The organism is Pseudorhodobacter sp. E13, assembly GCF_003991405.1.
Classification (GTDB): domain Bacteria; phylum Pseudomonadota; class Alphaproteobacteria; order Rhodobacterales; family Rhodobacteraceae; genus Pseudorhodobacter.
Window position 1 is genome coordinate 20,197 of sequence record NZ_RPEN01000158.1, and the last position, 26,196, is coordinate 46,392.

At 61.5% G+C, this 26,196-nt stretch carries 24 protein-coding genes and 1 tRNA gene; 17 read left to right on the forward strand and 8 right to left on the reverse strand.

What is annotated here, in order from left to right; genetic code table 11:
* The 10 genes from EGN72_RS13890 (at position 1) to EGN72_RS13935 (ending at position 9,588) form a co-directional block, all read left to right on the forward strand.
* Positions 1 to 1,293, forward strand: coding sequence for an HlyC/CorC family transporter (locus tag EGN72_RS13890; RefSeq protein WP_127049368.1), 1,293 nt, complete (start codon positions 1 to 3; stop codon positions 1,291 to 1,293).
* A 200-nt stretch (positions 1,294 to 1,493) separates the two neighbouring features.
* Positions 1,494 to 3,536, forward strand: a complete 2,043-nt coding sequence (locus tag EGN72_RS13895) for an ASKHA domain-containing protein (RefSeq protein ID WP_127048589.1) — start codon at positions 1,494 to 1,496, stop codon at positions 3,534 to 3,536.
* Between the two features lie 63 nt (positions 3,537 to 3,599).
* On the forward strand, positions 3,600 to 4,145 hold the full coding sequence (locus EGN72_RS13900; RefSeq protein WP_127048590.1) for a sigma-70 family RNA polymerase sigma factor: 546 nt from the start codon (positions 3,600 to 3,602) through the stop codon (positions 4,143 to 4,145).
* Complete coding sequence (locus EGN72_RS13905; protein WP_158623199.1) at positions 4,142 to 4,798, forward strand: anti-sigma factor domain-containing protein; 657 nt, start codon at positions 4,142 to 4,144, stop codon at positions 4,796 to 4,798. Before EGN72_RS13900 ends, EGN72_RS13905 begins: the two co-directional genes overlap by 4 nt.
* 95 nt (positions 4,799 to 4,893) lie before the next feature.
* Entirely contained in the window at positions 4,894 to 5,445 is a 552-nt protein-coding gene (locus EGN72_RS13910) for a fasciclin domain-containing protein (RefSeq protein ID WP_127048595.1), read from the forward strand.
* 197 nt (positions 5,446 to 5,642) lie between these two features.
* Positions 5,643 to 7,277, forward strand: a complete 1,635-nt coding sequence (locus EGN72_RS13915) for a VWA domain-containing protein (RefSeq protein ID WP_127048598.1) — start codon at positions 5,643 to 5,645, stop codon at positions 7,275 to 7,277.
* Positions 7,278 to 7,347: 70 nt separating this feature from the next.
* A tRNA-Gly gene (locus EGN72_RS13920) sits at positions 7,348 to 7,421 on the forward strand.
* Positions 7,422 to 7,506: 85 nt separating this feature from the next.
* Positions 7,507 to 7,857, forward strand: a complete 351-nt coding sequence (locus EGN72_RS13925; protein ID WP_127048599.1) for a RidA family protein — start codon at positions 7,507 to 7,509, stop codon at positions 7,855 to 7,857.
* Between the two features lie 124 nt (positions 7,858 to 7,981).
* Positions 7,982 to 8,365 carry a hypothetical protein gene (locus EGN72_RS13930; protein ID WP_127048601.1) on the forward strand — a complete coding sequence of 128 codons (384 nt, stop codon included), beginning with the start codon at positions 7,982 to 7,984 and terminating at the stop codon, positions 8,363 to 8,365.
* A 5-nt stretch (positions 8,366 to 8,370) separates the two neighbouring features.
* Positions 8,371 to 9,588 carry a nucleotide disphospho-sugar-binding domain-containing protein gene (locus tag EGN72_RS13935; RefSeq protein WP_127048603.1) on the forward strand — a complete coding sequence of 406 codons (1,218 nt, stop codon included), beginning with the start codon at positions 8,371 to 8,373 and terminating at the stop codon, positions 9,586 to 9,588.
* Here the strand turns inward: EGN72_RS13935 and pgi are convergent.
* The 3 genes from pgi to zwf are packed head-to-tail and all read right to left on the reverse strand — an operon-like array spanning position 9,561 to position 13,302.
* Positions 9,561 to 11,174 carry a glucose-6-phosphate isomerase gene (gene pgi / locus EGN72_RS13940; protein WP_127048604.1) on the reverse strand — a complete coding sequence of 538 codons (1,614 nt, stop codon included), beginning with the start codon at positions 11,172 to 11,174 and terminating at the stop codon, positions 9,561 to 9,563. The genes EGN72_RS13935 and pgi overlap by 28 nt on opposite strands.
* A 5-nt stretch (positions 11,175 to 11,179) precedes the next feature.
* Positions 11,180 to 11,851: a 6-phosphogluconolactonase gene (gene pgl, locus EGN72_RS13945; protein ID WP_127048606.1), complete on the reverse strand. Its 672-nt coding sequence runs from the start codon at positions 11,849 to 11,851 to the stop codon at positions 11,180 to 11,182.
* Positions 11,848 to 13,302 carry a glucose-6-phosphate dehydrogenase gene (gene zwf, locus EGN72_RS13950; protein WP_127048609.1) on the reverse strand — a complete coding sequence of 485 codons (1,455 nt, stop codon included), beginning with the start codon at positions 13,300 to 13,302 and terminating at the stop codon, positions 11,848 to 11,850. The genes pgl and zwf overlap by 4 nt, the downstream gene beginning before the upstream one ends.
* Before the next feature lie 300 nt (positions 13,303 to 13,602).
* On the opposite strand from zwf, the gene EGN72_RS13955 reads away from it, so the two are divergent.
* Positions 13,603 to 13,911 carry a hypothetical protein gene (locus EGN72_RS13955; protein ID WP_127048610.1) on the forward strand — a complete coding sequence of 103 codons (309 nt, stop codon included), beginning with the start codon at positions 13,603 to 13,605 and terminating at the stop codon, positions 13,909 to 13,911.
* Between the two features lie 12 nt (positions 13,912 to 13,923).
* On the opposite strand, the gene EGN72_RS13960 is transcribed toward EGN72_RS13955, so the two are convergent.
* Positions 13,924 to 14,841 (reverse strand): LysR family transcriptional regulator, encoded by a 918-nt coding sequence (locus EGN72_RS13960; protein ID WP_127048612.1) that lies wholly within the window; start codon positions 14,839 to 14,841, stop codon positions 13,924 to 13,926.
* A 106-nt stretch (positions 14,842 to 14,947) separates the two neighbouring features.
* Here EGN72_RS13960 and EGN72_RS13965 point away from each other — a divergent pair, with 106 nt between their 5' ends.
* The 6 genes from EGN72_RS13965 to EGN72_RS13990 all read left to right on the forward strand — a co-directional run bounded on the left by EGN72_RS13965 (position 14,948) and on the right by EGN72_RS13990 (position 20,580).
* Positions 14,948 to 16,447, forward strand: coding sequence for a CoA-acylating methylmalonate-semialdehyde dehydrogenase (locus tag EGN72_RS13965; protein ID WP_127048614.1), 1,500 nt, complete (start codon positions 14,948 to 14,950; stop codon positions 16,445 to 16,447).
* A 142-nt stretch (positions 16,448 to 16,589) separates the two neighbouring features.
* A complete protein-coding gene (locus tag EGN72_RS13970; RefSeq protein ID WP_127048616.1) occupies positions 16,590 to 17,735 on the forward strand; it encodes an acyl-CoA dehydrogenase family protein in 1,146 nt (381 codons plus the stop codon).
* Complete coding sequence (locus EGN72_RS13975) at positions 17,732 to 18,772, forward strand: enoyl-CoA hydratase/isomerase family protein (protein WP_127048618.1); 1,041 nt, start codon at positions 17,732 to 17,734, stop codon at positions 18,770 to 18,772. The genes EGN72_RS13970 and EGN72_RS13975 overlap by 4 nt, the downstream gene beginning before the upstream one ends.
* Positions 18,769 to 19,641, forward strand: coding sequence for a 3-hydroxyisobutyrate dehydrogenase (gene mmsB / locus EGN72_RS13980; protein ID WP_127048620.1), 873 nt, complete (start codon positions 18,769 to 18,771; stop codon positions 19,639 to 19,641). The genes EGN72_RS13975 and mmsB overlap by 4 nt, the downstream gene beginning before the upstream one ends.
* Positions 19,641 to 20,288, forward strand: a complete 648-nt coding sequence (locus tag EGN72_RS13985; RefSeq protein WP_127048622.1) for a Crp/Fnr family transcriptional regulator — start codon at positions 19,641 to 19,643, stop codon at positions 20,286 to 20,288. Before mmsB ends, EGN72_RS13985 begins: the two co-directional genes overlap by 1 nt.
* Before the next feature lie 82 nt (positions 20,289 to 20,370).
* Entirely contained in the window at positions 20,371 to 20,580 is a 210-nt protein-coding gene (locus EGN72_RS13990; protein ID WP_127048624.1) for a DUF2892 domain-containing protein, read from the forward strand.
* A gap of 18 nt (positions 20,581 to 20,598) precedes the next feature.
* Here the strand turns inward: EGN72_RS13990 and EGN72_RS13995 are convergent, their stop codons facing one another.
* From EGN72_RS13995 to EGN72_RS14010, 4 genes are all read right to left on the reverse strand, one after another.
* The gene (locus EGN72_RS13995; RefSeq protein ID WP_127048625.1) at positions 20,599 to 20,973 is read right to left on the reverse strand and encodes a hypothetical protein; all 375 of its coding nucleotides are present in this window, start codon (positions 20,971 to 20,973) and stop codon (positions 20,599 to 20,601) included.
* A 57-nt stretch (positions 20,974 to 21,030) separates the two neighbouring features.
* On the reverse strand, positions 21,031 to 22,023 hold the full coding sequence (locus EGN72_RS14000; protein WP_127048627.1) for a DUF4105 domain-containing protein: 993 nt from the start codon (positions 22,021 to 22,023) through the stop codon (positions 21,031 to 21,033).
* A gap of 17 nt (positions 22,024 to 22,040) precedes the next feature.
* Positions 22,041 to 24,893 carry an excinuclease ABC subunit UvrA gene (gene uvrA, locus EGN72_RS14005; RefSeq protein ID WP_127048629.1) on the reverse strand — a complete coding sequence of 951 codons (2,853 nt, stop codon included), beginning with the start codon at positions 24,891 to 24,893 and terminating at the stop codon, positions 22,041 to 22,043.
* 98 nt (positions 24,894 to 24,991) lie between these two features.
* Positions 24,992 to 26,170: an MFS transporter gene (locus EGN72_RS14010; RefSeq protein ID WP_127048631.1), complete on the reverse strand. Its 1,179-nt coding sequence runs from the start codon at positions 26,168 to 26,170 to the stop codon at positions 24,992 to 24,994.
* Positions 26,171 to 26,196 lie beyond the last annotated feature (26 nt).

Genomic DNA, 26,196 nt, shown 5'->3' on the forward strand with positions numbered 1-26,196 from the left:
ATGTTTGATACGGGCCTTTTGCTGACAGCAGGCGCGATTCTGGGGCTTTTGGTGATGTCAGCCTTCTTTTCCGGGTCCGAAACCGCGCTGACGGCGGCCTCGCGCGGGAAGTTGCGGGCGCAGGCGGACCGGGGGTCGAAAGGTGCGGAAAAGGCGCTGAATGTCACCGAGGACAATGAAAAGCTGATCGGCGCGCTGCTTTTGGGCAATAACGTGGTCAACATTCTGTCGGCGTCCTTGGCGACTGCGCTGATGACGCGGCTGTTTGGCGAAAGCGGCGTGGCCTTTGCGACCTTGATTATGACCGCACTTGTGCTGATCTTTGCCGAGGTGCTGCCGAAAACCTATGCGATCACCAATGCCGAAACGGCGGCCAGCCGTGTGGCCCCGGTGATCGGGCTGATCATCCCGATCTTTTCGCCAGTGGTGACGCTGGTGCGGGCCTTGGTGCGGGGGATTTTGTATCTGTTCGGCGTGCGCACCGATCCTGACAGCAAATTCCTTGCCCTGCGCGAAGAAATCGCCGGGGCCATCGCGCTGGGCCATTCCGAAGGCGCGGTGGAAAAGGAAGACCGCGACCGCCTGTTGGGTGCGCTGGACCTCAACGATCGCACGGTCGAGGAAATCATGCGCCACCGCCGCGAGATCGAGATGATCGACGCCGAAAAGACCCCCGGCGATATTCTGAGCCAGGTGCTTGCCTCGCCGCATACGCGTTTGCCGGTCTATCGCGGCGATGATGAGAATATTCTGGGTGTGGTGCATGCCAAGGACCTGCTGCGCGAGGTGGACAAGCTGCTGCGCTCGGGCGCGGGGCGGATCGCCAAGCTGACCGATCTGGATATTCTGAAAGTGGCGATGAAGCCCTATTTCGTGCCGGAAACCACGCCGCTGGACGAACAGATGCGGCAATTCCTGAAACGGCGCACGCATTTTGCGCTGGTGGTGGATGAATATGGCGCGCTGCGTGGCCTGATCACGCTGGAAGATATTCTGGAAGAAATCGTCGGCGAGATTCGCGATGAGTTTGACACGGTGGAGAAAGATCAATCACTGGCGCGGGCCGAGAATGGTGATTTTCTGGTCGAAGGCTCGATGACGATCCGCGACCTGAACCGTATTACGGATTGGGGTCTGCCCGATGATGAGGCCAATACCATCGCCGGGCTGGTGATCCATGAGGCGCAACTGATCCCGAGCGAGGGGCAAGTGTTCAGCTTTCACGGTTTCCGCTTTGAGGTGGTGACACGCAAGGAAAACCGCCTGACCGCGCTGAAAATCCGACCGCTGTGACGCGCATAACCGGCGGCTGCGCTGGTCGTAGGCCGGGGCCTGCGGCGCAGGTATTTTTGCCAAGATGAAATCAGAAGCGGCGCGGGGCCTTTGACGGCGAAACTGGTGGCTGAATTGCCGCTTTAAGGCGTTGAAGCGCTTGTGATACGGCCTAGAAAGGCAGAATGGGACAGTCATGAATTCGGGCAGGAAACAATAAGATGAGCGACGACGCACTTGTGATCTTTACCCCTTCGGGCAAGCGCGGGCGCTTTGCGCTTGGCACGCCGGTTCTGGCGGCAGCGCGGTCTTTGGGGGTTGATCTGGACAGCGTTTGCGGCGGGCGCGGGATTTGTTCCAAATGCCAGATCACGCCGGGCTATGGCGAATTTGCCAAGCATGGGGTGACGGTCTCTGATGGTGCGCTGTCAGAGTGGAACGCGGTGGAGGAGCGCTATAAATCCAAGCGCGGCCTGATCGACGGGCGGCGTTTGGGCTGTCAGGCCAAGGTGCAGGGCGATGTGGTCATTGACGTGCCACCCGAAAGTCAGGTCCACAAGCAGGTGATCCGCAAGCGGGCCGAGGCGCGGCAGATCACGCTCGACCCATCGGTCACGCTGCATTACGTCGAAGTGGCGGAGCCGGACATGCACGACCCTTCGGGGGATTTTGAGCGGCTGTCCAATGCCTTGCGCGATCAGTGGCAGATTGACGCCGTGCGCGCCGATTTGTCGGTATTGACCACCTTGCAGCCCATTCTGCGCAAGGGCGAGTGGAAGGTGACGGTGGCACTGCACCGCATTGATGACGCCGATGTGCCGCGCATCATGCATCTGTGGCCGGGGCTTTATGAGGGCGGGATTTACGGCTTGGCGGTGGATCTGGGGTCGACCACCATCGCCGGGCATCTGTGCGATCTGCGCTCGGGCGAGGTTCTGGCCTCCTCGGGGTTGATGAACCCGCAAATCCGCTTTGGCGAAGATTTGATGAGCCGCGTCAGTTATTCCATGATGAACAAAACCGGTGCGGCGGAAATGACAGCGGCGGTGCGGGCCGGGATGAACACGCTGTTCGCGCAGATCAGCGCCGAAGCGGGGGTGGACCAGGCGCTGATCATGGATGCGGTGTTTGTCTGCAATCCGGTCATGCATCATCTGTTCCTTGGGATTGACCCGTTCGAGCTGGGGCAAGCACCTTTCGCGCTGGCGACCTCGGGCAGTTTGCATCTGACCGCCCGCGATCTGGATTTGCAGCTTCACCCATCGGCGCGGGTTTACCTGCTGCCCTGCATTGCGGGCCATGTGGGGGCGGATGCCGCCGCTGTGGCGCTGTCGGAAGCGCCGGAGAAATCCAAAGACCTGCTGTTGGTGGTGGATGTGGGCACCAATGCCGAGATTTTGCTGGGCAATACCGAAAAGGTGCTGGCCTGTTCCAGCCCTACCGGGCCTGCCTTTGAAGGTGCGCAGATCAGTTCGGGCCAACGTGCCGCCCCCGGCGCGATTGAGCGGGTGGAGATTGACCCCGTCACCAAAGAGCCGCGCTTCAAGGTGATCGGGTCGGACCTGTGGTCGGATGAGGATGGGTTTGATACCGCGATTGCCACCACCGGGATCACCGGTATTTGCGGCTCTGGCATCATTGAGATGGTCGCCGAAATGCGGATGGCGGGCATTGTGGACGGGCCGGGGCTGATCGGCTCGCCTGAGCAAACCGGGACGGCGCGCTGTTTCAAGGATGGGCGCACACATTCCTATCTGGTCTGGGATGGCACTGCCGATGGCGGGCCGCTGATCACCGTGACCAACCGCGATATCCGCGAGATTCAGATGGCGAAGGCCGCGCTTTATTCCGGTGCGCGGCTGCTGATGGATAAGTTCGGCGTCGATAAGGTGGACCGCATCGTGCTGGCCGGGGCTTTTGGTGCCCATATCAGCCCCAAACATGCGATGGTTCTGGGCATGATCCCAGATGTGCCGCTAGACAAGGTGACATCGGCGGGCAATGCGGCGGGCACGGGGGCGCGGATTGCGCTTCTGAACCGTGCGGCGCGGGCCGAAGTGGAATATACCGTCAGCCAGATTCACAAGGTTGAAACTGCTATCGAGCCGCGCTTTCAGGAGCATTTCGTCAATGCCTCCAACATTCCCAACGCGGTCGAAGGCTTTCCGAACCTGTTTTCCATTCTCACCCTGCCCGATGTGAACTTCAACACCGGGGGCGGCGGGGCCGAGGCCGAAGGCGGGCGGCGGCGGCGGCGTGGGTAAAGCATTGACCAAAGGGGCATCGGTGTTAGGTTGGCGGGCAATGGAAATGTCGCGCGTGGCCCGATGACTGATGACCCGATCGCAGAGCTGCTGATCAAGATCGCCGCGCAAGACCGCGCGGCGTTTCGCGACATCTATTCCGCGAGCTCCTCGAAACTTATGGGCGTTCTGCTGCGTATCTTGGGAAACCGAGCAGAGGCGGAGGACGCATTGCAAGAGATTTACACCCGCGTCTGGCTGCGTGCAGGGCGCTTTGACCCGGAAAAAGGGCGTGGCATGACATGGCTGATTGCCATCGCCCGCAACCATGCGATTGACCGGTTGCGCGCCCGCCCGCCACGGGCCGGGAATGACGATGGCGAAGAAGTGGCGCAACTGGCGGATGGCAGCCGCAGCGCCTTGGCCGGGTTGGTGGCCGAGGGCGAGGCGCGGCGCGTGGTGAAATGCTTTGCCGAACTGGAGGCTGATCGCGCGGCGGCGGTGCAAGGGGCCTATCTGGACGGCTTGTCCTATGAAGCCTTGGCGCAGCGCTTTGGCGTGCCGATCAACACGATGCGCACATGGCTGCGCCGCAGCCTGCTGAAACTGCGGGAGTGTCTGGACCAATGACCACACCCGATATCCCCAAAGAAGAAGAAACCGATGTTCTGGCCGCCGAATATGTGCTGGGCACCCTGCCCTTGGCCGAGCGCGAGGCGGCGGCCACCCGGTTGCGCCGCGATGCGCATTTCGCGCTGGCCGTGGCGCGCTGGGAACAGCGGTTGTCGGGCCTGAACGCAGGCTATGACGACGCCCCTGCCCCCGACCTGCTGCCAAAGATCGAGGCGCGGTTGTTCGGCGTGTCGCCCCAGAAAAAGCCCTTCTGGAAAAGCTGGTTTGCCGGGGCTGCTGCCGCAGCGGCGCTGGGCGTGGCGGTTCTGGTGATCTTTTCACCCGCGCCGCAACCCTTTACCCCGCTGACCACGCTGGCCGCCGAAGGCAGCGCCTTGCGCTATGAGGTGGCGTTGCGCGGGCAAGAGTTGCGCGTGGCCCGTATCGCTGGCCCCGCCGCCGAAGCTGGCCGCGTGCATGAATTGTGGTTGATCGTGGGCGATGCGGCCCCCGTCTCGCTTGGTCTGATCGAAGGTGATGGCGTCACGCTGGCCACGGCAGCCCTTGGCGCGGGCATGGTGCTGGCGATCAGTCTGGAACCGACAGGCGGCTCCCCCACCGGGGCGCCGACCGGGCCAGTGCTGGTGACAGGCGTGATCGAAAATATTTGAAATTATTTTCGGGGGTGCTGAAACTTCCCCCGCCCACCGCCCGTAACTCCGAGCAGACCCAAGGGAATGGCCCTTGGCAGAACCGGAGAAACACTATGATGACCACACGTATCGCTTCGCTGACCGCCGCTTTCGCCCTGATGTCGGGCATGGCCCTTGCTGAAAACCCGATGGTGGGTGGTGCCGCGATGTTCGAAGACAAGAACATCGTTGAAAATGCCGTGAACTCTGCCGATCACACCACGCTGGTTGCGGCTGTGCAGGCGGCCGGGCTGGTGGAAACGCTGCAAGGCGAAGGCCCGTTCACCGTGTTCGCCCCGACCAATGACGCCTTTGCAGCCCTGCCCGAAGGCACGGTGGAAACCCTGCTGAAGCCGGAAAACAAGGATCAATTGACCAAAATCCTGACCTGCCATGTGGTTGCGGCCAATGCTATGTCGGACGCGATCATGAAAATGGTGGATGACGACAAAGGCGCGCATCCGGTGACGACCGTGGGTGGCTGCGAATTCACGGCGATGTATGAAGGCGACAAGATCATGATCAAGGACGGTCAGGGCAATGTGGCCAATGTGACCATCGCCGATGTGAAACAGTCCAACGGCGTGATCCATGTGATCGACAAGGTGCTTTTGCCCGCGATGTAAGCACCCGCGCTTTACGCAAGGCGCGCCTCCTGTCCCCCTGGTGCGTCTTGCTGGCGGGTGGGTTTGCGCAAAGGTCAGACCCAACCGCAACCGCCCCCGGATTTGGCTCCGGGGGCGTTTTTTTCATGCCTCTTGATTTGGTGCTTTCCCCAAATTAGCCTGCCCGCATTGACAGATTTATTTTGCGAGGAAGTCCAATGCGGTTAATCGCGTCCTTATGTGCATTTTTTGTCCTGAGTTTTGCCTCCCCCCTGTTTGCCCAAGGCAAATCCATCATCGTGCTGGATGGGTCTGGGTCCATGTGGGGCCAGATTGACGGTCGCCCCAAGCTAGAAATCGCGCGTGAGGCGCTGGCCGGGGTTTTGGCGGGCCTGTCGCCCGATACCGAACTGGGGCTGATCGCCTATGGCCACCGCCAGAAAGGCGAATGCAGCGATATTGAACTGATTGTGCCCCCCGCCAAAGGCAGCGGGCCTGCGATTGCTGCGGCGGCCAATGCCATGCAGTTTCTGGGCAAAACGCCCTTGACCGAAGCGGTGCGCCGCGCCGCCGCTGATCTGCGCTCAACCGAAGAAAAGGCCACCGTGATCCTGATTACCGACGGCATTGAAACCTGCGAGGCCGATCCCTGCGCGCTGGGGGCCGAACTTGAAGCCTCGGGCGTGGATTTTACCGCCCATGTCGTGGGTTTTGGCCTGACCGCCGAAGAAGGCAAGCAGGTGGCCTGCCTTGCCGAGGCGACGGGCGGGCAATATATCGAGGCCAAGGATGCAGGCAGCCTGACGCAAGCGTTGCAAACCACCGTGGCCGCCGCCCCCGAAGTGGTGGCCCCGCCGGAACCTGAAAAACCCGCCGCTGTGACCGAAAATTTCGCGCCATTCGTGCGGCTGGTGGCCGGTGGCCCCGATGTGGCCGCCGAATTGCGCCCTGCGGTGGAACTGTTCTCGCTGGTCGATGGGGCGCGCGGCGATTTGGTCAGCGGCACCTATGACACCGAGCCGCGCTTTGTCGAACCCGGCACCTATTTGCTGGTCGTGACCAAAGACCTTGTTTCTGCCGAGCAAGAGGTGGTGCTGACCGCCGATGCGCTGGCCCAACCCGAGGTGATTTTGAACGCCGGGCGGCTGACGGTGCGGCCCCTTGCCGAAGCGGGGGGGGCGCCGGTTGATGGCAGCCCGGTCGATTTTACCGGCAGCGGTGGCATCAGCTCTGGCCATTACGGTGTTGAAACCCGCATCCTGCCCGTTGGTGAATATGAGGTGACGGTGCGCATGGGCAACGCTTCGGCCCGCGCTGTGGCGGTGATTGATGCAGGTGCGGATGTGACGCTGGATGTGGTGGTCGCCTCTGGGCTTGCGGTGATTGATACCTATTACACCCCCGACATGCTGATGGAGGATGTCGGCCAAGCCATCGACGTCTATGCCGCCAAGAAGGCCCTTGATGGCAGCCGCGAGCGGGTCGCGGGCGGTTATGGCGCGGCGCAAAACTTCACCCTGCCCCCCGGTGATTATGTCGCGGTGGGCGACAAGGAAGAAGCCGATGCCGAAACCGCCTTTACCGTCAAACCGAATGAGCGGGTGGATGTGAAAATCGTGCTGAACGCCGGAGTTCTGGCCATTGCGGCCCCCGGTGCGCGGGTGATTGAAGTGTTCAAGGCCAAGCCTGATATTCAAGGCAACCGCACATCGGTGCGCTATGACTATGGCGAGGCGGCGCAAACCACCCTGCCCGCAGGCGATTACATCGCCGTGGCCGAACGCGATGGGGTAAAATCCGAAGCGCCGGCCACCGTGATCGCGGGTGAGCGCACGGAAATCACCGTCCCTTAGGCGGCAAAATCCCACCAGCCGCGCAACCCGCTTGACGGCGGCGCGCGGCTGGCCTATTTCAGCGCAAGATGCGGGTGTAGCTCAATGGTAGAGCAGCAGCTTCCCAAGCTGAATACGAGGGTTCGATTCCCTTCACCCGCTCCATCTTTCCTCTGCCCGTATGATCGCCCCTTTTCTTGGCCTGCGCCGCGCGTTAGGCAGGGGCATTCCATGACACGAGGAGCATCCCATGGCAGAGATTACCCGCATCGGCATTGGCAAACGCATGAGCGAGGCCGTCATCCACAATGGCACCGTTTATCTGGCCGGACAGGTTGGCACGCCCGGTGCCTCCGTGACCCAGCAAACGCAGGATTGTCTGGCCGAGGTAGACCGCCTTCTGGCTGCCGCTGGCACCGACAAGACCCGGATGCTGATGGTGCAGATCTGGCTGGCCGATATGGCCGATTTCGCGGAAATGAACGCGGTTTGGGATGCGTGGGTGCCACAGGGCCACACGCCGGGCCGGGCCACGGGCGAATCAAAACTCGCCGCCCCGGCCTATAAGGTCGAGGTGATCGTGACGGCGGCCCTGCCGTAACCCCTGCGGGAACGCCTGTTCCCCAAGTGACATCGCGGCCCGCTGGTTCTGGATAACCTGTCCGGGCAAGGGCCGCGACCCTCTTTCGATCGGGGCGCCTTGTGTTTGCATAAGGACCTTTCCGATGGATTACGCCTCCCCTTTCAAGGCCGCCGTTCTGGGCGCAACCACGCTTTGCGCGGCCTGTGTGCCCCCCGCCAGCGTTTCGGTCACGCGCTGCTCGGTTCTCGACAATGGGGCCTTTCGGCCTGCCCTGATCGTGACCGACGCGGGCAAACGTTCCGTCTTTCGCCTTGGTGAGGCGGGTGTCACGCAGCGCGTGCTGTTTGATACCGATGCCGCAACCGATTGGGCGCGCGCGCGCTTTGGCAACCCGCAATTGATCGTGCGGAATTGCATATCGCCGATGAAGGACGATGGCACCCCGGCCACAGTGCTTGTGCCCCCGCCCCCCCCGCCACCTACGGGCGGCGAAACCGGGGGCTGCGGCCCGGACTACCCGGTGTAGCCCCGATGCGCCCGCGCGTGCTTTTGGCGAATGAGGCGGGGGCCGGGCGTGGCCATATCCTGACCTTGCGCAGCATTGCGCAGGCTCTTGGCCCCGGTTTCGACTATGATGCCGCCCTAGCGCGGATGGACCATGCCGCCGAGCTTGCCGATATCAACGCCACCTGCTTTCCCGGCGTGGCGCTGGCCTATGATCGCCGCCGCCGCCAAGGGCCGGGTGCTGTGCCCACTGCCACATGGGCCGATTACCTTGGCGATCTGGGCTTTGCCGACCCTGAGCGCCTGCGCGCAGCGATTGGCTGGTGGGTGACGCTGATCGTGCAGCGCGGCATAGAGGTGCTGGTCGCCGATTACGCGCCCACGGCGATGCTGGCGGCACAGGCACTGGCCGCGCGGGCCTATCCGATCCGCATCATCGCGACAGGCACAGGTTACGGTATTTTGCCCGACACTCTGGACCGCTGCCCGCCTTTCCTACCGGAATTCACCGAAACCCTGCACAGCGAAAGCCGCTTGCTGGCCAATGTGAATGTGGCCGGGGCCGCGCATGGCCTGCCGCCGCTGCCCCGGCTTGCCGCGATCTATCGCGCTGACCTGACCTTGGTGCGCAGCCTGCCGATGCTGGACCCTTTCGCCGCCCATCGCCACCAGCGGCATATCACGCCTTTGGCCGATATCGCCCCGCAACTGGCCAGAGATGGCACCGAGATATTCGCCTATTTCTCGACCACCGAATTTCAGAACCCTGATCTGGTTGGGGGCTTGTGCGGGCTGGACCTGCCGCTGCGCTGCTTTGTTCCGCAGATCACAAATGACTTGAAGAAACGTCTGCAAATCGCTGGAATCATTGTGGAAAGCGCGCCTGTTCCGGTGGGCCGGATTGCCGAGAAGTCACGGCTTTTGCTACATTCCGGGCAGCATGGCATTCTGTGCCTTGGGCTGTTTGCGGGCCTGCCGCAGGTCGCCATGCCGCAACATCTGGAACAGCTTTACCACGCCCGCCGCGCCAAGGAGGCAGGTGTGTGCCGGGTGATCGCATGGCAAGATCGCGGTGCGGACAGCCTGATAAATACCATCCGCGCGGCCTATGCCGACCCGCAGGCCCAAGCGGCGGCGCGGGCCACGGCCCGGACCCTGCGCACCGCTTTGCCAGATGATCCGGCGCAAAGCCTGCGCGACCATCTGGCCCCGATCCGTCAGGCCTTTGGCGCGGTGGTCAGGTAATCCACCAGCAGCTTGGTCGAGGCATCCTTGCCCTCAATCGAGGCGCGACCTTCAAGGATCGGCTGCAAGGCAACCGCCAGTTCCTTGCCCAGCTCCACCCCCCATTGATCAAAGGAGTTCAGCCCAAGGATGACCCCTTCGACAAAAACCCGATGCTCATACAGCGCGATAATCTGACCAAGCGTGAAAGGCGTCAGCTGCGGGATGGCCAAAGTGGTAGAGGGGCGATTGCCGGGGAAAACCCGGTGGCGGGCCTGGCGGTCCAATTCGGCCCCGGTCAGGCCCTTCGCTGCCATGATCCCGGTCGCCTCGGCCAAGGAACGGCCGCGCATCAGCGCCTCGGATTGGGCAAGGCAATTGGCGACCAGCAACAGATGCTGATGCGCCAGATCAGGCTCATGCCCTTGGCGGGCCACGATAAATTCACAGGGCACAACGCGGGTGCCTTGGTGGATCAACTGATAAAACGCGTGCTGACCATTGGTGCCCGGCTCCCCCCAGACCACGGGGCCGGACTGTTCTTCCAGATCGCTGCCATCCATGGAAACGCGCTTGCCGTTACTTTCCATTTCCAACTGCTGCAAATAGGCGGGCAGGCGCAACAAACGCTGGTCATAGGGCAGCACGGCGCGGGTGGTATAGCCGCAAATCTGATTGTGCCAGATGCCGACCAAAGCCAGCAGGATCGGCAGGTTATGCGCCGGGGCCGCATGGCGGAAATGCGCGTCCATATCCGCGCCCCCGGCCAGAAAATCGTCAAACCCTGCAGGGCCGATGGCCAGCATCAAGGACAGGCCAATCGGCCCCCACATCGAATAGCGCCCGCCGACCCAATCGTCGAAGCCAAACACGCGCGAGGCATCAATGCCAAAGGCCGCCGTGCGATCCGCCGAGGTGGAGACAGCGGCGAACTGGGCAGCAGGGTCGGCAACCTTGGCCGCCATCCAGTCCCGCGCGGTTTCCGCATTGGTCATGGTTTCGATGGTGGTGAAGGTTTTGGAGGCCACGATAACAAGCGTGGTTTCTGGGTTCAGCCCGCGCAACGTGTCATGGATGTGCGCACCATCGACATTGCTGACAAAATGGCAGCGCGGCCCGTCGGCATAGGGGGTCAGCGCCAGATAGGCCATCGCGGGCCCAAGGTCGGACCCGCCGATGCCGATATTCACCACATCGGTATAGGCCCCGCCCTGCCCCTTGATCTCTCCCTCGCGGATCGCGCGGGCAAATTCGACCATGCGGGCATAGGTGGCGCGCACAGACGGCATGACGTTTTCGCCGTCCACCGTCACCGCGGCGTTCAGATTGCGCAGCGCGGTGTGCAAAACGGCGCGGCCTTCGGTGACGTTGATCTTGTCACCACGGAACATCGCTTCGCGCTTGGCTTCGACATCAGCAGCCTGCGCCAGATTCAGCAAAAGGGCCAAACCCTTGGCATCCAAAGAGGTTTTGGAAAAGTCGAACAGCATTTCCCCATGACGGGCGGAAAATTCCGCCGCCCGCGCGGGGGCTTCCAGCAGGGTAGAAATTCTGACATCCGCAAGGGTTGCGTGATGGGCGCGAAGCGCCTGCCAATGCTGTTTCATAAGGGTTACTCCGCCCAATGGATCGTTGCGTCATCCAGAACCACGCGCACCGGGGCCTCGCGCGCAGGCAGGCTGGCCGCACGGGTCAGCGCCGCGCGTTTATCCGCGCCCGTGATCAGGATATGTGTGTTCAGCGCCCCGCGCAGCACCGGCGCTGTCAGGGTGATACGCGGCTCTCCCGCGCCATCGGCCCGCATCGGCAGCAACAGCGGCGCGTCATCGGCCAAAGCCTCCTCCAGCCGGTCGGCACCGGGAAACAGCGAGGCTGTGTGCATATCGGCCCCCATTCCCAGCAGCAGAACCGAGATCGGTAGATGCGGGGCAATGCCCTTGGACAGTGCCGCCATCGCGTCTTCGGGCGTCTCGGCGGGTGCATAAAGCGGCACAAGCTGCGCCACTGCGGCCTTGTTTTGCAACAGGCGCTGCCGCAACAGCCGGGTGTTGGAGCGGGGGCTGGTTTCATCCACCCAGCGTTCGTCGTTCAGAAAGACCGAGACATTGGCCCAATCCAGATCAACCGCCGACAGCATGTCAAACACCGGGCCGGGCGTGGTGCCACCGGGCACCGACAGGCTTGCCCGCCCGTGACTGCGCAGGGCTGTCCCCAATTCGCCGGCGATCTTGTTTGCCAGCGCCATCATCATCATTTCGCGATCTGCGTATTCGATCAGGTTCATTCGCGTATCTCCCGCCAGCGGCGCCCGTCCCGGTGCATCAGCATCAACGCATCTTCGGGGCCAGAGGATCCGGCATCATAGCCTTTGGGTTTGTCGCCACGTTTTTCCCAACCCTGAATGATCGGGTCGGTCCAGGCCCATGCCGCCTCGACCTCATCGCCGCGCATGAACAGGGTCTGGTTGCCACGGATCACATCCATGATCAGCCGTTCATAGGCATCGGGAATATCGGCGCCATCTTCGCCCAAGGCTTCGGCAAAAGACATATCCAGCGGCACCTGCGTCAGGCGCATGCCGCCCGGCCCCGGTTCCTTGATCATCACCATCAGGTTCATGCCTTCATTCGGCTGCAAGCGAATGACCAGCACATTTTCGCGCCAGCCTTCGGCATCGTCAAAGATCGAATGCGGCGGCTCGCGGAAGGTGATCGCGATTTCCGAGGCCCGCGCCCGCAACCGCTTGCCGGTGCGCAGGTAAAACGGGGTGCCTTTCCAACGCCAGTTGGAAATATGCACCTTCATCGCGATATAGCTTTCGGTCTTGCTGGCAGCGTCCTCGGCATGTTCCAGATAGCCGCCCTGCCCGTTGCCCGCCAGATATTGCCCGCGCACGATGTCATCGGCAGGCACCGGGTCCAGCGCGCGAATGACCTTCAGCTTTTCATCGCGCACGGCATCGGGATCAAAGTGATAGGGCGGCTCCATCGCGATCAGGCACAAAAGCTGCATCATATGGTTTTGCACCATATCCCGCATGGCGCCCGATTTGTCGTAATAGGCCCCGCGCCCATCGACCGAGACGGTTTCGGCCACGGTAATCTGCACATGGTCGATATATTCGGATTTCCACAGCGGTTCGAACAGGATGTTGGCAAAGCGCACCGCCATCAGGTTCTGCACGGTTTCCTTGCCCAGATAATGGTCAATCCGGTAAATCTGGGCTTCGTTGAAATGCTTGGCCAGCCCCGCGTTCAGGGCCTTGGCGCTTTCCAGATCGCGGCCAAAGGGTTTTTCCACCACGATGCGGCTGTTGGCATCGGCAATCTTGTGATCGTGCAGGCGCTGCGCCAGATCGCCAAACAGTGACGGTGCGACCGAGAAATAGAACGCCTGCACAACATCCTTGCGCACCCGCTTTTTCAGCTCGGCCCAGCCGCCCGTGCCTTTGGCATCAATCGCGACATAGCCCAGACGCGCCAGAAACGCCTCGATCATCTCGGGGTCGCGCTTGTCCTCGGCCACGAATTCCATGATCGCGGCGCGGGCCAGATCGCGGAACCCCGCATCATCCATTTCCGAACGGGCCGCCCCGATGATCATGCTGTCCGCCGGGATTTGCCCGGCCCAGAAGCGCCGATACAATCCGGGCAGGATTTTGCGCTGCGACAGGTCGCCCGTGCCGCCGAATACCACAAGATCGAAGGGTTCAACTGGGATGACGCGCGAGACCATGGGCTTCCTCTCCGGGTGTCGGACTGTATCAATTCCGCTTTGTTAGCGCTAACGAGCAGGGGTTTACCCATTCATGCCTTACATGTCTAGCACTCAGATGTCACAGACTGAACCGAATTTCGCGGATGCAGCAAAACTGTGCCGACGCGCAAACCGGCCTCTGAACCCGCAAAACAGCGGGAAATCCGGCGGATAGGCCGTCTCGTCAGGTCAGGATTTCGCAGCAAGAACACCGGACAAACAATCTCTTTGTGCGACTCAGAGGAAAGGCGCATATTTCTTTCGGGGATTTCCCCCGGGATGGAGATCAGATTGCCACGTTTTCCACTTACAAATGATAAAAAGCCGATTGAAATTACGGAAATTGAAGATGAAGAGGTGAAAGCTGCAATGCGGAAATGGGTGCAGCATTATACTCAGTTCGAGCGACAATATCGCGCCATTCAAGGCGACGCGGCGAAGCTGATGCGCACCAATGTCGAATTGAATCGCCTTGCCGGACGGCTGTCGCAATCGCGGGACTTGCCGCGACCGCAGGTCAAACCGCTTGCCGATCTGGTGAAACGAAGTGCCGCCCTGAATGACGCGCTGACGGTTATCACGCGATAAATACGCGCCCTATCACAAAAACTGGCTGGAGGGGGGTGCCGCATCGCCTGCCTCCAGCTTTTGGACTTCCTTTCGAACGCCTGTCGCCAACAATTCGGCAAAGCGGTTAAGCCGGGCGATCTTGGCGTCATCGGCATGACGCACCAGCCAGAAGCTGCGGGTCAGGGCAAGGGCTTCGGGCAGCACATGCACCAGTTCGGGGGCGAAGGGCATCACGAAGTCATGCACCATGCCCACCCCTGCCCCCGCGCGCAGAAACTGGGTTTGCACCGACACCGAGTTTGACGAGATATCGGGCGCAGAGGCACCGAATTCGCCCAGATAATCCAGTTCCTTGTCAAAGATCATATCGGGGATATAGCCGACAATGCGATGCGCGCGCAGATCCTCGCGCCGCTGGATCGGCGGGTGTTGCGCCAGATAGCTGCGTGAGGCGGCCAGATGCAGGCGGTAATCGGTCAGTTTCTGCACGGTCAGCCGTCCAGTTTCGGGGCGGCTGACGGCGATGGCCATGTCCGCCTCACGCTTTGACAGGTTGAAAACGCGTGGCAGCGCCACAAGCTGCACCTCCAGCCCCGGATTTTCGGCGCTGATCTGGGTCAGCACTTGGGGCAGCAGGTAATTGGCGCTGCCATCGGGCGCGCCCAGCCGGATTTGCCCGGTCAGCGCCTCGGTATGGGTGTGCAGGCTGTCGCTGGCGGCGGCAAGGGCCGCCTCGGCGGCCAAGGCCGGGTCCATCAGGCGTTGACCATCGGCGGTCAGGGCATAGCCTTGCGGGGTTTTGGTGAACAGGCGGGCCGACAGCGTTGCTTCCAGCCGCGCAATGCGGCGGCCGACTGTAGCAGGGTCAATGCGCAAGGATTTGCCCGCGCCGGACAGGCTTTCGGCCCGCGCCACCGCCAGAAATATCCGCAGATCATCCCAATCCATAGCCGCCCCACCTTTGCATAATTGCAAAACGCTTTTGGAATATTGCCTCTTTATCGGGCAAAATTGCAAGGCTACACTGGGGAAAATTCACTCTTGGGAGGATGCCATGCAAGAACTGACCCACTGGATCAACGGCAAACATGTCAAAGGCACATCGGGACGCTTTGCCGATGTTTACAACCCGGCAACGGGTGAGGTGCAGGCGCGGGTTCCGCTGGCCTCCAAGGCGGAGCTGGATGCGGCGGTGGCGGATGCCGCCCGTGCCCAAGCGGCCTGGGCTGCGACCAACCCGCAAAAGCGGGGGCGCGTGATGATGGCGATGGTCGGCCTGATCAACCGCGATATGGACAAGCTGGCCGAGGCGCTGAGCCGCGAGCATGGCAAGACCATCCCCGATGCCAAGGGTGATGTGCAGCGTGGGCTGGAAGTGATCGAATATTGCATCAACGCCGCACAGATGCTGAAAGGCGAGTTTACCGACAGCGCCGGCCCCGGCATCGACATGTATTCCATGCGTCAGCCCTTGGGCGTGGCAGCCGGTATCACGCCGTTCAACTTCCCGGCGATGATCCCGCTGTGGAAAATGGGCCCGGCCTTGTCTTGCGGCAACGCGTTTATCCTGAAACCGTCAGAGCGTGACCCTTCGGTGCCGCTGATTCTGGCGGAACTGTTCCAGGAGGCGGGCCTGCCGGATGGCGTGTTGCAGGTGATTAACGGCGACAAGGAATCGGTCGATGCGATTCTGGACAATGAGGTCATTCAGGCCGTGGGCTTTGTCGGATCGACCCCGATTGCGGAATATATCTATGGGCGCGGCTGTTCCAACGGCAAGCGGGTGCAATGCTTTGGCGGCGCCAAGAACCATATGATCATCATGCCCGATGCCGATCTGGACCAAGCCGCCGATGCGTTGATCGGTGCCGGCTATGGCGCTGCGGGCGAGCGTTGCATGGCGATTTCGGTGGCGGTGCCTGTGGGGGATGCCACGGCCGATGCGCTGATCGAAAAGCTGATCCCGCGGATCGAGAAGCTGAAGGTCGGGCCCTATACGGCGGGCAATGATATTGATTATGGCCCGGTTGTGACCGCCGCCGCCAAGGCCAACATTCTGAAGCTGGTCGAAAGCGGCGTGGCGCAGGGGGCGAAGCTGGTGGTCGACGGGCGTGATTTCAAGCTGCAAGGCTATGAGCAGGGATATTTCGTCGGGCCGCATCTTTTTGACCATGTGACCACCGATATGGACATCTATCGCAAGGAAATCTTTGGGCCGGTTCTGTCGACTGTGCGCGCCAAGACCTATGAGGAAGCCATCGGCTATGCCATGGACCATGAATATGGCAATGGCACCGCGATCTTTACCCGCGATGGTGACACTGCGCGCGATTTTGCAGCGCGGATCAATGTGGGCATGGTGGGCATCAACGTGCCGATCCCGGTGCCGCTGGCCTATCACACCTTTGGCGGTTGGAAGAAATCGGGCTTTGGCGATTTGAACCAGCACGGGCCGGATGCCTTCCGCTTTTACACGCGGACGAAAACGGTGACCTCGCGCTGGCCCAGCGGCATCAAGGAAGGTGCGGCGTTCAACTTCAAAGCGATGGATTGATGACGCGCGCCGGGGGGCTTCGCCGCCCCCCGGACCCCCCGCAGGTATTTTCACCAAGATGAAAAGCTTGAAACAGTGTTGAAAAAGTTATGAATTAAACAGACGTTCAATTCTGACTGATCCCTGTTGAAAAGGCCCCGCAATGAACACGTCCCTGACCGAAGAGCAGCAAGCGATTTTTGAAATGGCGCAGGGGTTTGGCGCGGAGAAAATCGCGCCCTTTGCGCGGGCGTGGGAAAAAGCGGGCGATATTCCCAAAAGCCTTTGGCCGGACGTAGCGGCGCTGGGTTTGGGTGGAATTTATGTGTCGGAGGACTTCGGCGGCTCTGGCCTGTCGCGGCTGGATGCGACTTTGGTGTTTGAGGCTTTGTCGATGGCCTGCCCGTCGGTGGCGGCGTTCTTGTCGATCCATAACATGTGCGGCGGGATGATTGACAAGTTCGGGTCTGCCGAGGCCAAGGCGCGCTGGTTGCCCAAGATGTGCAGCATGGAGACGGTGTTTTCCTATTGCTTGACCGAGCCGGGATCGGGGTCGGATGCGGCGGCGTTGAAAACCCGTGCTGTGAAGGGCAATGAGGGCTATCGGCTGACCGGGACAAAGGCGTTCATTTCGGGGGGCGGCTATTCCGACGCCTATATCGTGATGAGCCGGACGGGTGATGCGGGGCCGAAGGGGATTTCGGCCTTGATCGTGGAGGATGGTGCGGCGGGGCTGTCGTTTGGCGGGCTTGAGGACAAGATGGGCTGGCGGTCGCAGCCGACGCGTCAGGTGCAGTTGGATGATTGTCTGGTGCCGCAAGAAAACCTGTTGGGCGAGGAAGGCCGCGGTTTCGCCTATGCCATGGCCGGGCTTGACGGGGGGCGTTTGAACATTGCGGCTTGTGCCTTGGGCGGGGCGCAGGCGGCGCTGGATGCGACCTTGACCTATATGGGCGAGCGCAAGGCCTTTGGCAAAAGCATCGATCAGTTTCAGGCGCTGCAATTCCGGCTGGCCGATATGGAGGTGCGTTTGCAAACCGCACGGGTTTTCCTGCGCCATGCGGCGGGGCTTTTGGACGCAGGCGCGCCGGAGGCCACGAAATTCTGTGCCATGGCAAAGCTTTATGTGACGGATGCCTGTTTTGAGGTGGCCAATGGCTGCTTGCAGCTGCATGGCGGCTATGGCTACCTTGCCGATTACGGGATCGAAAAGATTGTGCGGGATTTGCGGGTGCATCAGATTTTGGAAGGCACGAATGAGATCATGCGTCTGATCATCAGCCGTCAGATGTTGGCGGAGCGCGCATGAGCGATATTGATATCCGGGTTGAGGGGCGCTGTGGCCGGGTCACGCTGAACCGGCCCGCCGCCCTGAACGCGCTGAGCGAGCCGATGTGTGTGGCACTGGATGCGGCGCTGATCGCCTGGGCCAAGGATGACGCGGTTGATCTGGTGGTGATCGACGCGGCGGGAGAGCGCGCCTTTTGTGCCGGGGGCGATATTGCGGAACTTTATGCCGCAGGCCGGGCCGGGAATTTTGCGCATGGGCAGGAGTTCTGGCGCAAGGAATACCGGATGAACCTGCGGATCGCGGGCTATGACAAGCCGATTGTCAGCCTGATGCAGGGGTTTACCATGGGCGGCGGTGTGGGCGTTGGCTGCCATGCGCGGCACCGGGTGGTCGGGAGCAGCAGCCAGATTGCCATGCCGGAATGTGGGATCGGGTTGGTGCCCGATGTGGGCGGGTCATTCCTTTTGGCTTTGGGGCCGGGGCGTCTGGGCGAATATCTGGGCACCACGGGCACCCGCATGGGGCCTGCGGATGCGATTTATGCGGGCTTTGCGGATGTGTTTGTGCCCGAGGCCGATTGGCCGCGCCTGATCGCAGCTTTGGTGCAAGACGGCGTCGAAGCCTTGCCGGCGTTTCAAGCACAGGCGCCTGATGGGGTTTTGGCCGCGCAACAGCCGCAGATCGACCAGCATTTCGGCGGTGAGACTTTGGGCGATATTCTGCGGTCGCTGCGCGGGGATGACAGCGCCTTTGCCCAAGCGGCGGCCAAGGCCTTGGGGCGCGTGTCACCGCTGGCCGCCTGCGCCGCGATTGAGATGCAGCACCGCTTGGGCGATGCCCCCACCCTGCCCCGCGCGCTGGAACTGGAATTCCGCTATACCTACCGCGCGCAGGAACAGGGCGATTTTCTGGAAGGCATCCGGGCAGCAGTGATTGACAAGGATCGCCAGCCGAACTGGCTGCATGACAGTATTGAGGCCGTCAGCACGGCAGAGGTTGCCGCCATGCTGAAGCCTTTGGGCAAGCAGGCCTGGACATGGGAGGATGAGGCATGAACATCGGATTTATCGGTTTGGGCAATATGGGCGGGCCGATGGCGGCCAATCTGGTTGCGGCGGGGCATACGGTCACAGGGTTTGACCTTGCCGCCCCGATGCCCGCAGGTGTGGCCAAGGCCGAGACTGCGGCAGCCGTTGCCAAGGGCGCGGATGTGGTCATCACCATGCTGCCCAATGGTGCGATTTTGCGCAGCGTCGCGGCTCAGGTGATCCCGGCGATGGCTGCGGGGGCGGTGCTGTGTGATTGTTCGACTGTCGATGTGGCCTCGGCCCGCGCGGTGGCCGACGAGGCGGCAGCGGCAGGCTTGGGCGCGCTGGATGCGCCGGTTTCAGGTGGGGTTGGCGGCGCGACTGCAGGCACGCTGACCTTTATGGTCGGCGGGTCCGAGGAAGCCTTTGCCAAGGTCAAACCGCTGTTTGACATCATGGGCCAGAAGGCCGTGCATTGCGGCCATGCGGGTGCGGGCCAATCGGCCAAGATCTGCAACAACATGATCCTTGGCGTCACCATGATCGCCACCTGCGAAGCCTTTGCTTTGGCTGATAAATTGGGGCTGGACCGGCAGAAGATGTTTGATGTGGTCAGCACCTCGTCAGGCTATAGCTGGACAATGAACGCCTATTGCCCTGCCCCCGGTGTGGGGCCGAAAAGCCCTGCCGACAATGGCTATGCGCCCGGCTTTGCCTCGGAACTGATGCTGAAGGACTTGCGGCTGAGCCAGCAAGCGGCAGAGGCCGTGGATGCCGATACCCCGATGGGCCAGATGGCCGCCGCGCTTTACGCGCGCTTTGTCGAGGAAGAGGATGGCAAGGGCCGCGACTTTTCCGCCATGCTGCCCCGGTTTGAGGCGCGCGGGCGCGGTTGATGGGATGGGCGGCCAGCAGTTTCCCCGGCCTGAACGCAGGTGATCTGGCCCGGCTGGAGGCGCTGCCTGTCGCTGACATCCCCCAAGGCACCGCGATTTTCCACCCCGGCGAGACGCCTCAAGGCTTTGCCGTGGTGCTCTCGGGGCGGATTGATGTGCATCTGACAGGCCCCACCGGGCGGGAAATTTTGCTGTATGCCGTAGAGCCGGGGCAAAGCTGTGTGCAAACCACGCTGGGCCTGATGGGCGATGAACCCTATTCCGGCGAGGCAGTGGCCGCAACCGCTTGCCGCATCGCCATGATCCCCGCCCCGATGTTCCGCCGCCTGATGGATGAGGATGCAGGCTTTCGCCACTATGTCTTTCGCGCCTTTGCGCAGCGCATGGCCGATATGACCCATGTGCTGGAACGCGTGGCCTTTGCGCGGGTCGAGGCGCGGCTGGCGCAAGCGCTGCTGGACCTTGCGGTGGATGGTGCCGTGACCGCGACCCAAGCCGATCTGGCGGCGCGCATCGGTTCCGCCCGCGAGGTGATCTCGCGCAGGCTTGACGGGTTTGCCCGCAAAGGTTGGGTGACAACCGATCGCGGACGGGTGCAATTGACCGACAGCGCCGCTTTGCGCCGCCTTGCACAAACCGCCATGTGACCAGATCACAGACAGCGCCGCCCGCAGGCCGTAACCTGCCGCCATACCGCCCAGAATCGGGCTGAATGGAAAGGCAGATACCATGTTCAAAACCAACGTCGGCGGCATAGACCGCATCCTGCGCATCGCAGTTGGGGTGGCCCTGCTGGCCGCTTATTTCCTGATGCCGGGGATGGGCTATCGTTGGGTGTTCATCGTGCTGGGCGTCATCGCGCTTGGCACCGGGTTGATGAAAACCTGCCCGCTTTATTCGATCTTCGGGATTTCAAGCTGCCCGCTGAGCAAACGCTGAAACGGCAGAGGCTGGGGCCTATGGCTCCAGCTTCAAATCCAGATGCTTGGCCAGTTTGAAGCAATAGGTCCACCATTCGGCCAGATCGGCGCGATTGTTCGGGTCATCCCATTGGCCTTCGTCCCAACGCTGATGCCACAGATCGCGCTTCACCGCTGACACCTGCGAGACATAGCCCGCATCGGCCTGCCGCGTGGCCTCGGCCCGCATGGAAACAGCGGCTTTGGTATAGATGTCCAACATCTCATCCTGACCGGGAACAAAGCTTTGCTCGCCCAGCAGCAGTTCAACCAGAACGGCACATTCGACCAGACTTTCCTTGATCGGCTGGCCCGCATGACCGGGGGCCGCGACCAGCGCGCCCAAGGCAGTCGTATAGATCAGTTTGCGCATGTCATGCCCTTTCCCTTGCTGGTATGGGCGGCACTTTGGCAGGCAAATCGGGCAATATCAGGGCGTGGCCCAGGCCCGGCGCATTTGTTTGGAAAAGGCTTTGCCATCTGGCACGGCGGGGCCAAGGCTGCCCAGCCGCGCGCGTTTGCGCACCTGTGCCATATCCTGCCCTTTGGCCAGAACGCCCAGATCCTGCAAATATTCCGGCAAACGCCCCGGCAGCATCATGCGCCGATCCAGCGTCACCCGGTCAGAAAACTTCGCCACCAGAAAATAGGGCACCGTGGTGCAATTGGTCGTCAGCGTGTTATACCATTCGGCCTGTGCTGCCAGCCCATTGCCATAGTCGATGAAAGACATGAACAGGGTTTTGCGCTGCTCTGGTGTGATATCAATCGGGTAAAGGCCCACCTGCTCGCCCCGCAAATCGGTGCGCAGGCGGACAATGTCGCGTTCATCCGCCGCAATCAGCGACAGTTCGAACAGCCGGAAAAACCCGCCCAGAGTGGAATAGCTTTCGCCGTTTTCCTTGCGGGTTTCAGCCGAGAAAACAATATGTTGACCATCCTCAAAGCCAAAGCTGACAAGCGTGTGGGCAATATCGGGATGATCCCAGACCGACAGCAACATATCGACAGAGGTAATCTTGTCGGGGTCAACCACCGCGTCATACCACGCCGGGGTCGCCTCTGTTTCACTCGTCCAGTCAAAGTTGCGGATATTGCGCACCAGCAAGCCTTCGGGCACCTCCTCGGCGGTGACGCCGCGCGACACTTCGACCATCCAGTCGCGGTCATTGCTGGGGCGCACGGTGAACCACCAGCCGAAAATGACGATGGCGGAAAAGCCCATCCAGCGCCAGACGCCGCGCCACTTGCCGCGCCCCGCCAGAAACAAGATCACCAAGGCCACCGCCGCCAGCGCCGCAATCGCCGCAATCCGAAACGGCGGGGAGAGTTGGAAATGCACCGCCATAGCGGCCCAGAACAACAGGCCAAAGGCCAAAAGCAATTGCAGCCCGCGGCCGATACCCGTGAAAAATCGTTCCAAACCTAAACCCCTGTGCCCTATTCCGCTGCCAGTTTCCGAGGTTTCAACATATCCCGCAAGTAGCGCCCAGTATGGCTTGCCTCGACCTTGGCGACATCTTCGGGGGTGCCTGTGGCAACAATATGGCCGCCGCCATCACCGCCTTCGGGGCCGATATCAATCACCCAATCGGCGGTTTTCACGACATCGAGGTTATGTTCGATCACGATCACGGTGTTGCCTTGATCTACCAGCTCGTGCAGCACCTCCAGCAGCTTTTTCACATCTTCAAAATGCAGGCCCGTGGTGGGTTCGTCCAGAATATAAAGCGTGCGGCCCGTGGCGCGGCGGCTCAACTCCTTGGACAGTTTGACGCGCTGCGCCTCGCCGCCCGAAAGCGTCGTCGCCTGCTGGCCCACCTTGATATAGCCAAGCCCCACGCGCATCAGCGCATCCATCTTTTCACGGATGCTTGGCACGGCTTGGAAAAACGCCTGCGCATCTTCAACCGTCATATCAAGAACGTCCGCTATACTTTTGTTCTTGAACTTTATTTCCAAGGTTTCGCGATTATAGCGCTTGCCCTTGCAAGTTTCACATTCGACATAGACATCGGGCAGGAAATGCATCTCGATCTTGATGACGCCATCGCCCTGACAGGCCTCACACCGCCCGCCCTTGACGTTGAAGCTGAACCGCCCCGGCGCATAGCCGCGCGCCTTCGCCTCGGGCAGGCCCGCGAACCAGTCGCGGATCGGGGTGAAGGCCCCGGTATAGGTCGCAGGGTTGGACCGTGGCGTGCGCCCGATGGGGCGCTGATCAATGTCGATCACCTTGTCCAGATGTTCAAAGCCTTTGATCGTCTCGCAGGGCGCGGGGGTTTCGCGGGCGCCGTTCAAACGTGTCGCTGCGGTTTTGAACAGGGTTTCAATGGTCAGGGTGGATTTGCCACCGCCCGAAACGCCCGTGACGCAGACAAACATGCCCAGCGGAAAATCGGCGGTGACGTTTTGCAGGTTGTTGCCCGTGGCCCCCACCACCGTCACCTTTTTGCCCGACCCTTTGCGCCGGACCTTCGGCACCGAGATTTCGCGCGTGCCTTGCAGATATTGCCCGGTCAGGCTGGCCGGGTCGGCCATCACCTGCGCGGGCGTGCCGTGTGAGACGACCGTGCCGCCATGCACCCCGGCCCCCGGCCCCATGTCGAACACATAATCCGCCTCGCGGATCGCGTCTTCGTCATGTTCCACCACCAGCACCGAATTGCCCTGATCGCGCAGGTTTTTCAGCGTGGTCAGAAGGCGGTCATTGTCGCGCTGATGCAGGCCGATGCTGGGTTCGTCCAGCACATAAAGCACCCCCGTCAGCCCCGACCCGATCTGGCTGGCCAACCGGATACGCTGCGATTCCCCGCCCGACAGCGTGCCCGCATTGCGCGACAGGCTGAGGTAGTTCAAACCAACATTCACAAGGAAACCAAGGCGTTCGCGGATTTCCTTCAGGATGGCCCGCGCGATTTCGTTCTTTTGGTTGGTCAGATGCTCTGGCACGCCGCTGATCCAGTCATGCGCCTCGGCGATCGACATTTGCACCACTTGGCCCGCGTGCAGGCCGCCGATTTTCACGGCCAGTGCCTCAGGGCGCAAGCGATAGCCGTTGCAGGCCCCGCAGGGACGATTGTTCTGGTAACGCTCAAACTCCTCGCGCACCCAATTGCTATCGGTTTCGCGGAAGCGGCGTTCCATATTCGGAATGACACCTTCGAACACCCGGCTGACCTGATAAATCCGCCCGCCCTCGTCATAGCGGAACTTGATTTCTTCCTCGCCAGAGCCGTGCAGGAACACTTGCTGGGCAAAGGCGGGCAGGTCTTTCCACTTCAGCTTTTTGTCAAACTCGTAATGTTTGGCAATCGCATCAATGGTTTGAATGAAATACGGGCTTTTGGATTTTGCCCAGGGGGCCAGCGCGCCTTGCGCCAATGTCAGGTTCTGATCGGGCACGATCAGGCGTTCGTCGAAAAACAGTTCAACCCCTAAACCATCGCAAACCGGGCAAGCGCCAAAGGGCGCGTTAAAGGAAAACAGGCGCGGCTCAATTTCCGGGATCGTGAAGCCAGACACCGGGCAGGCGAATTTCTCGCTGAAGGTGGTGCGCGTTGCCTCCTCATTCGCCAGTTCCAGAATGGCGATACCATCCGCAAGGTTGAGCGCGGTGCGCAGGCTGTCGGCGAGCCGCGTCTCAATCCCCTCTTTCACCACGATCCGGTCGACGACCACGTCAATGTCATGGCGGAATTTCTTGTCGAGCGTGGGCGCATCCTCCAGCTCATAGAACTGGCCATCCACTTTCACGCGCTGGAACCCTTGCTTGCGCAGGTCCAGAAACTCTTTCTTATACTCGCCTTTGCGGTCACGGATGATCGGGGCCAGCAGATAGGCGCGCGTGCCCTCCTCCATCGCCATGATGATATCAACCATGTCCTGCACCTGCTGGGCGGTGATCGGCTTGCCCGTGGTGGGGCTGTAGGGCGTGCCGGTGCGGGCGAACAACAGGCGCATATAGTCGTAAATCTCGGTCACGGTGCCAACGGTGGACCGCGGGTTTTTCGAGGTGGTTTTCTGTTCGATCGAGATGGCAGGCGACAGGCCCGAGATGTGATCAACATCGGGTTTCCCCATCATATCAAGGAATTGCCGCGCATAAGCCGACAGGCTTTCAACATAGCGGCGCTGACCTTCGGCATAGATCGTATCAAAGGCAAGGCTGGATTTGCCCGAGCCGGACAGCCCGGTGATCACCACCAGCTGATCGCGCGGAATATCCACATCGACGCTTTTGAGGTTATGCTCGCGCGCGCCGCGCACCTCGATAAATTTCTGCTCGGCCATAAGTCGCCCCCGGTTTGACCGGGTATAGATAGGCGATTGCGGATGAGTCTCCAATCGAAAAAGGTGAACGATTGGTGAACATCGCCGATTTAGCCGGATTAATTTGGCAGGATGCGGCGGCGATGGGCCTGATACTGGTGCAAGGCGATGCCCGCAAGGCTGGGGATCAGCACGAAAAGCGCCATCCCGGCCACGCCTTGCCCGGCGATCAGCGCCGCCAGCAAAGGCGTGCCGCTGGTGGTGCCAAGGTTGCCCAATTGCGCAATCGCACCTGCGGCACGGGCGCGGCCATCGGCGGTGGGGTTCAACTGGGCAATCGCGGCGAAACTGGCCCCTTGCACCACGCCCAAACTGGCCGCCAGCGTCAGGGCGGCGGCAACCACGGGCCAGCCCTGCCCCCAGACCGCCCACAGCCAAAGCGTCGCCCCTGCGGCCACCGCGAACCCTGCCTGCACAATCCGCACCGCCGGGGCCTGCGACAAAAGCCAGACCCCCAAGCTAAGCGAAACGGCAATGCTGACCAGCGGCATCGCCGTGGCGATCAGTGCTTGATGCGGCCCGCCGATCATCGGGGGCAGCAGCGTCAGCAGCGCCACATAGGTCAGCGTGTAGCAAAAGAAGCCCATCGCCGGGGCTGACAAGCGGGGCGAGCGGTAGATCACCCCATGTTGCGCAACAAGGCTGGACAGGCGCGGAAAGGATGTCTCTTGCGGGCTATCTTTGGGCAAGGCCAACCAGATAAAACCAGCAAAAACAAGCATATAGGCGGCATGGGCCAGAAACAGCGCGCCATCGCCATAGGCCCGCGCCAAAGGCAGGCCAAGCGCTGCCGTCAGCGCAAATGACAGGCCGAAAAAGCTGGACCATAGCGTCATCGCAAGGCCCTGATAGCGGAGGCTGGCGGTTTGGGCGATCATCACCGGGGCGGCCACCACGATGGCCAGATGCGAGAAGCCCTCGACCACCCGCAGGGCCAGCAGCACGGGCAGCGGTGGAAACAGTGCCTGCACCGCCGACAGCGCAGCCCCCGCCGCCAGCGCCCAAAGCAGCACCCGCCGATAGCCCAAGCGCTGCACCAACAGCCCCGCCGTGGTGCCAAAGATCAGCCCGACAAAGCCGACGACCGAGACGATCAGCCCCACCGTCACATCACCCGCGCCCGCATAATGCGCGGCGATCCGGTCAAACAGGATAGAGATTTTGCCAAATTGCGCGGCAGCCCCAAGGCCTGCGCCCCAGAGGATCAGAACGATAACAAGAGGAGAAGCGCCGCGCATGTCAAAGGCTTAGCGCAAGGTTTTCG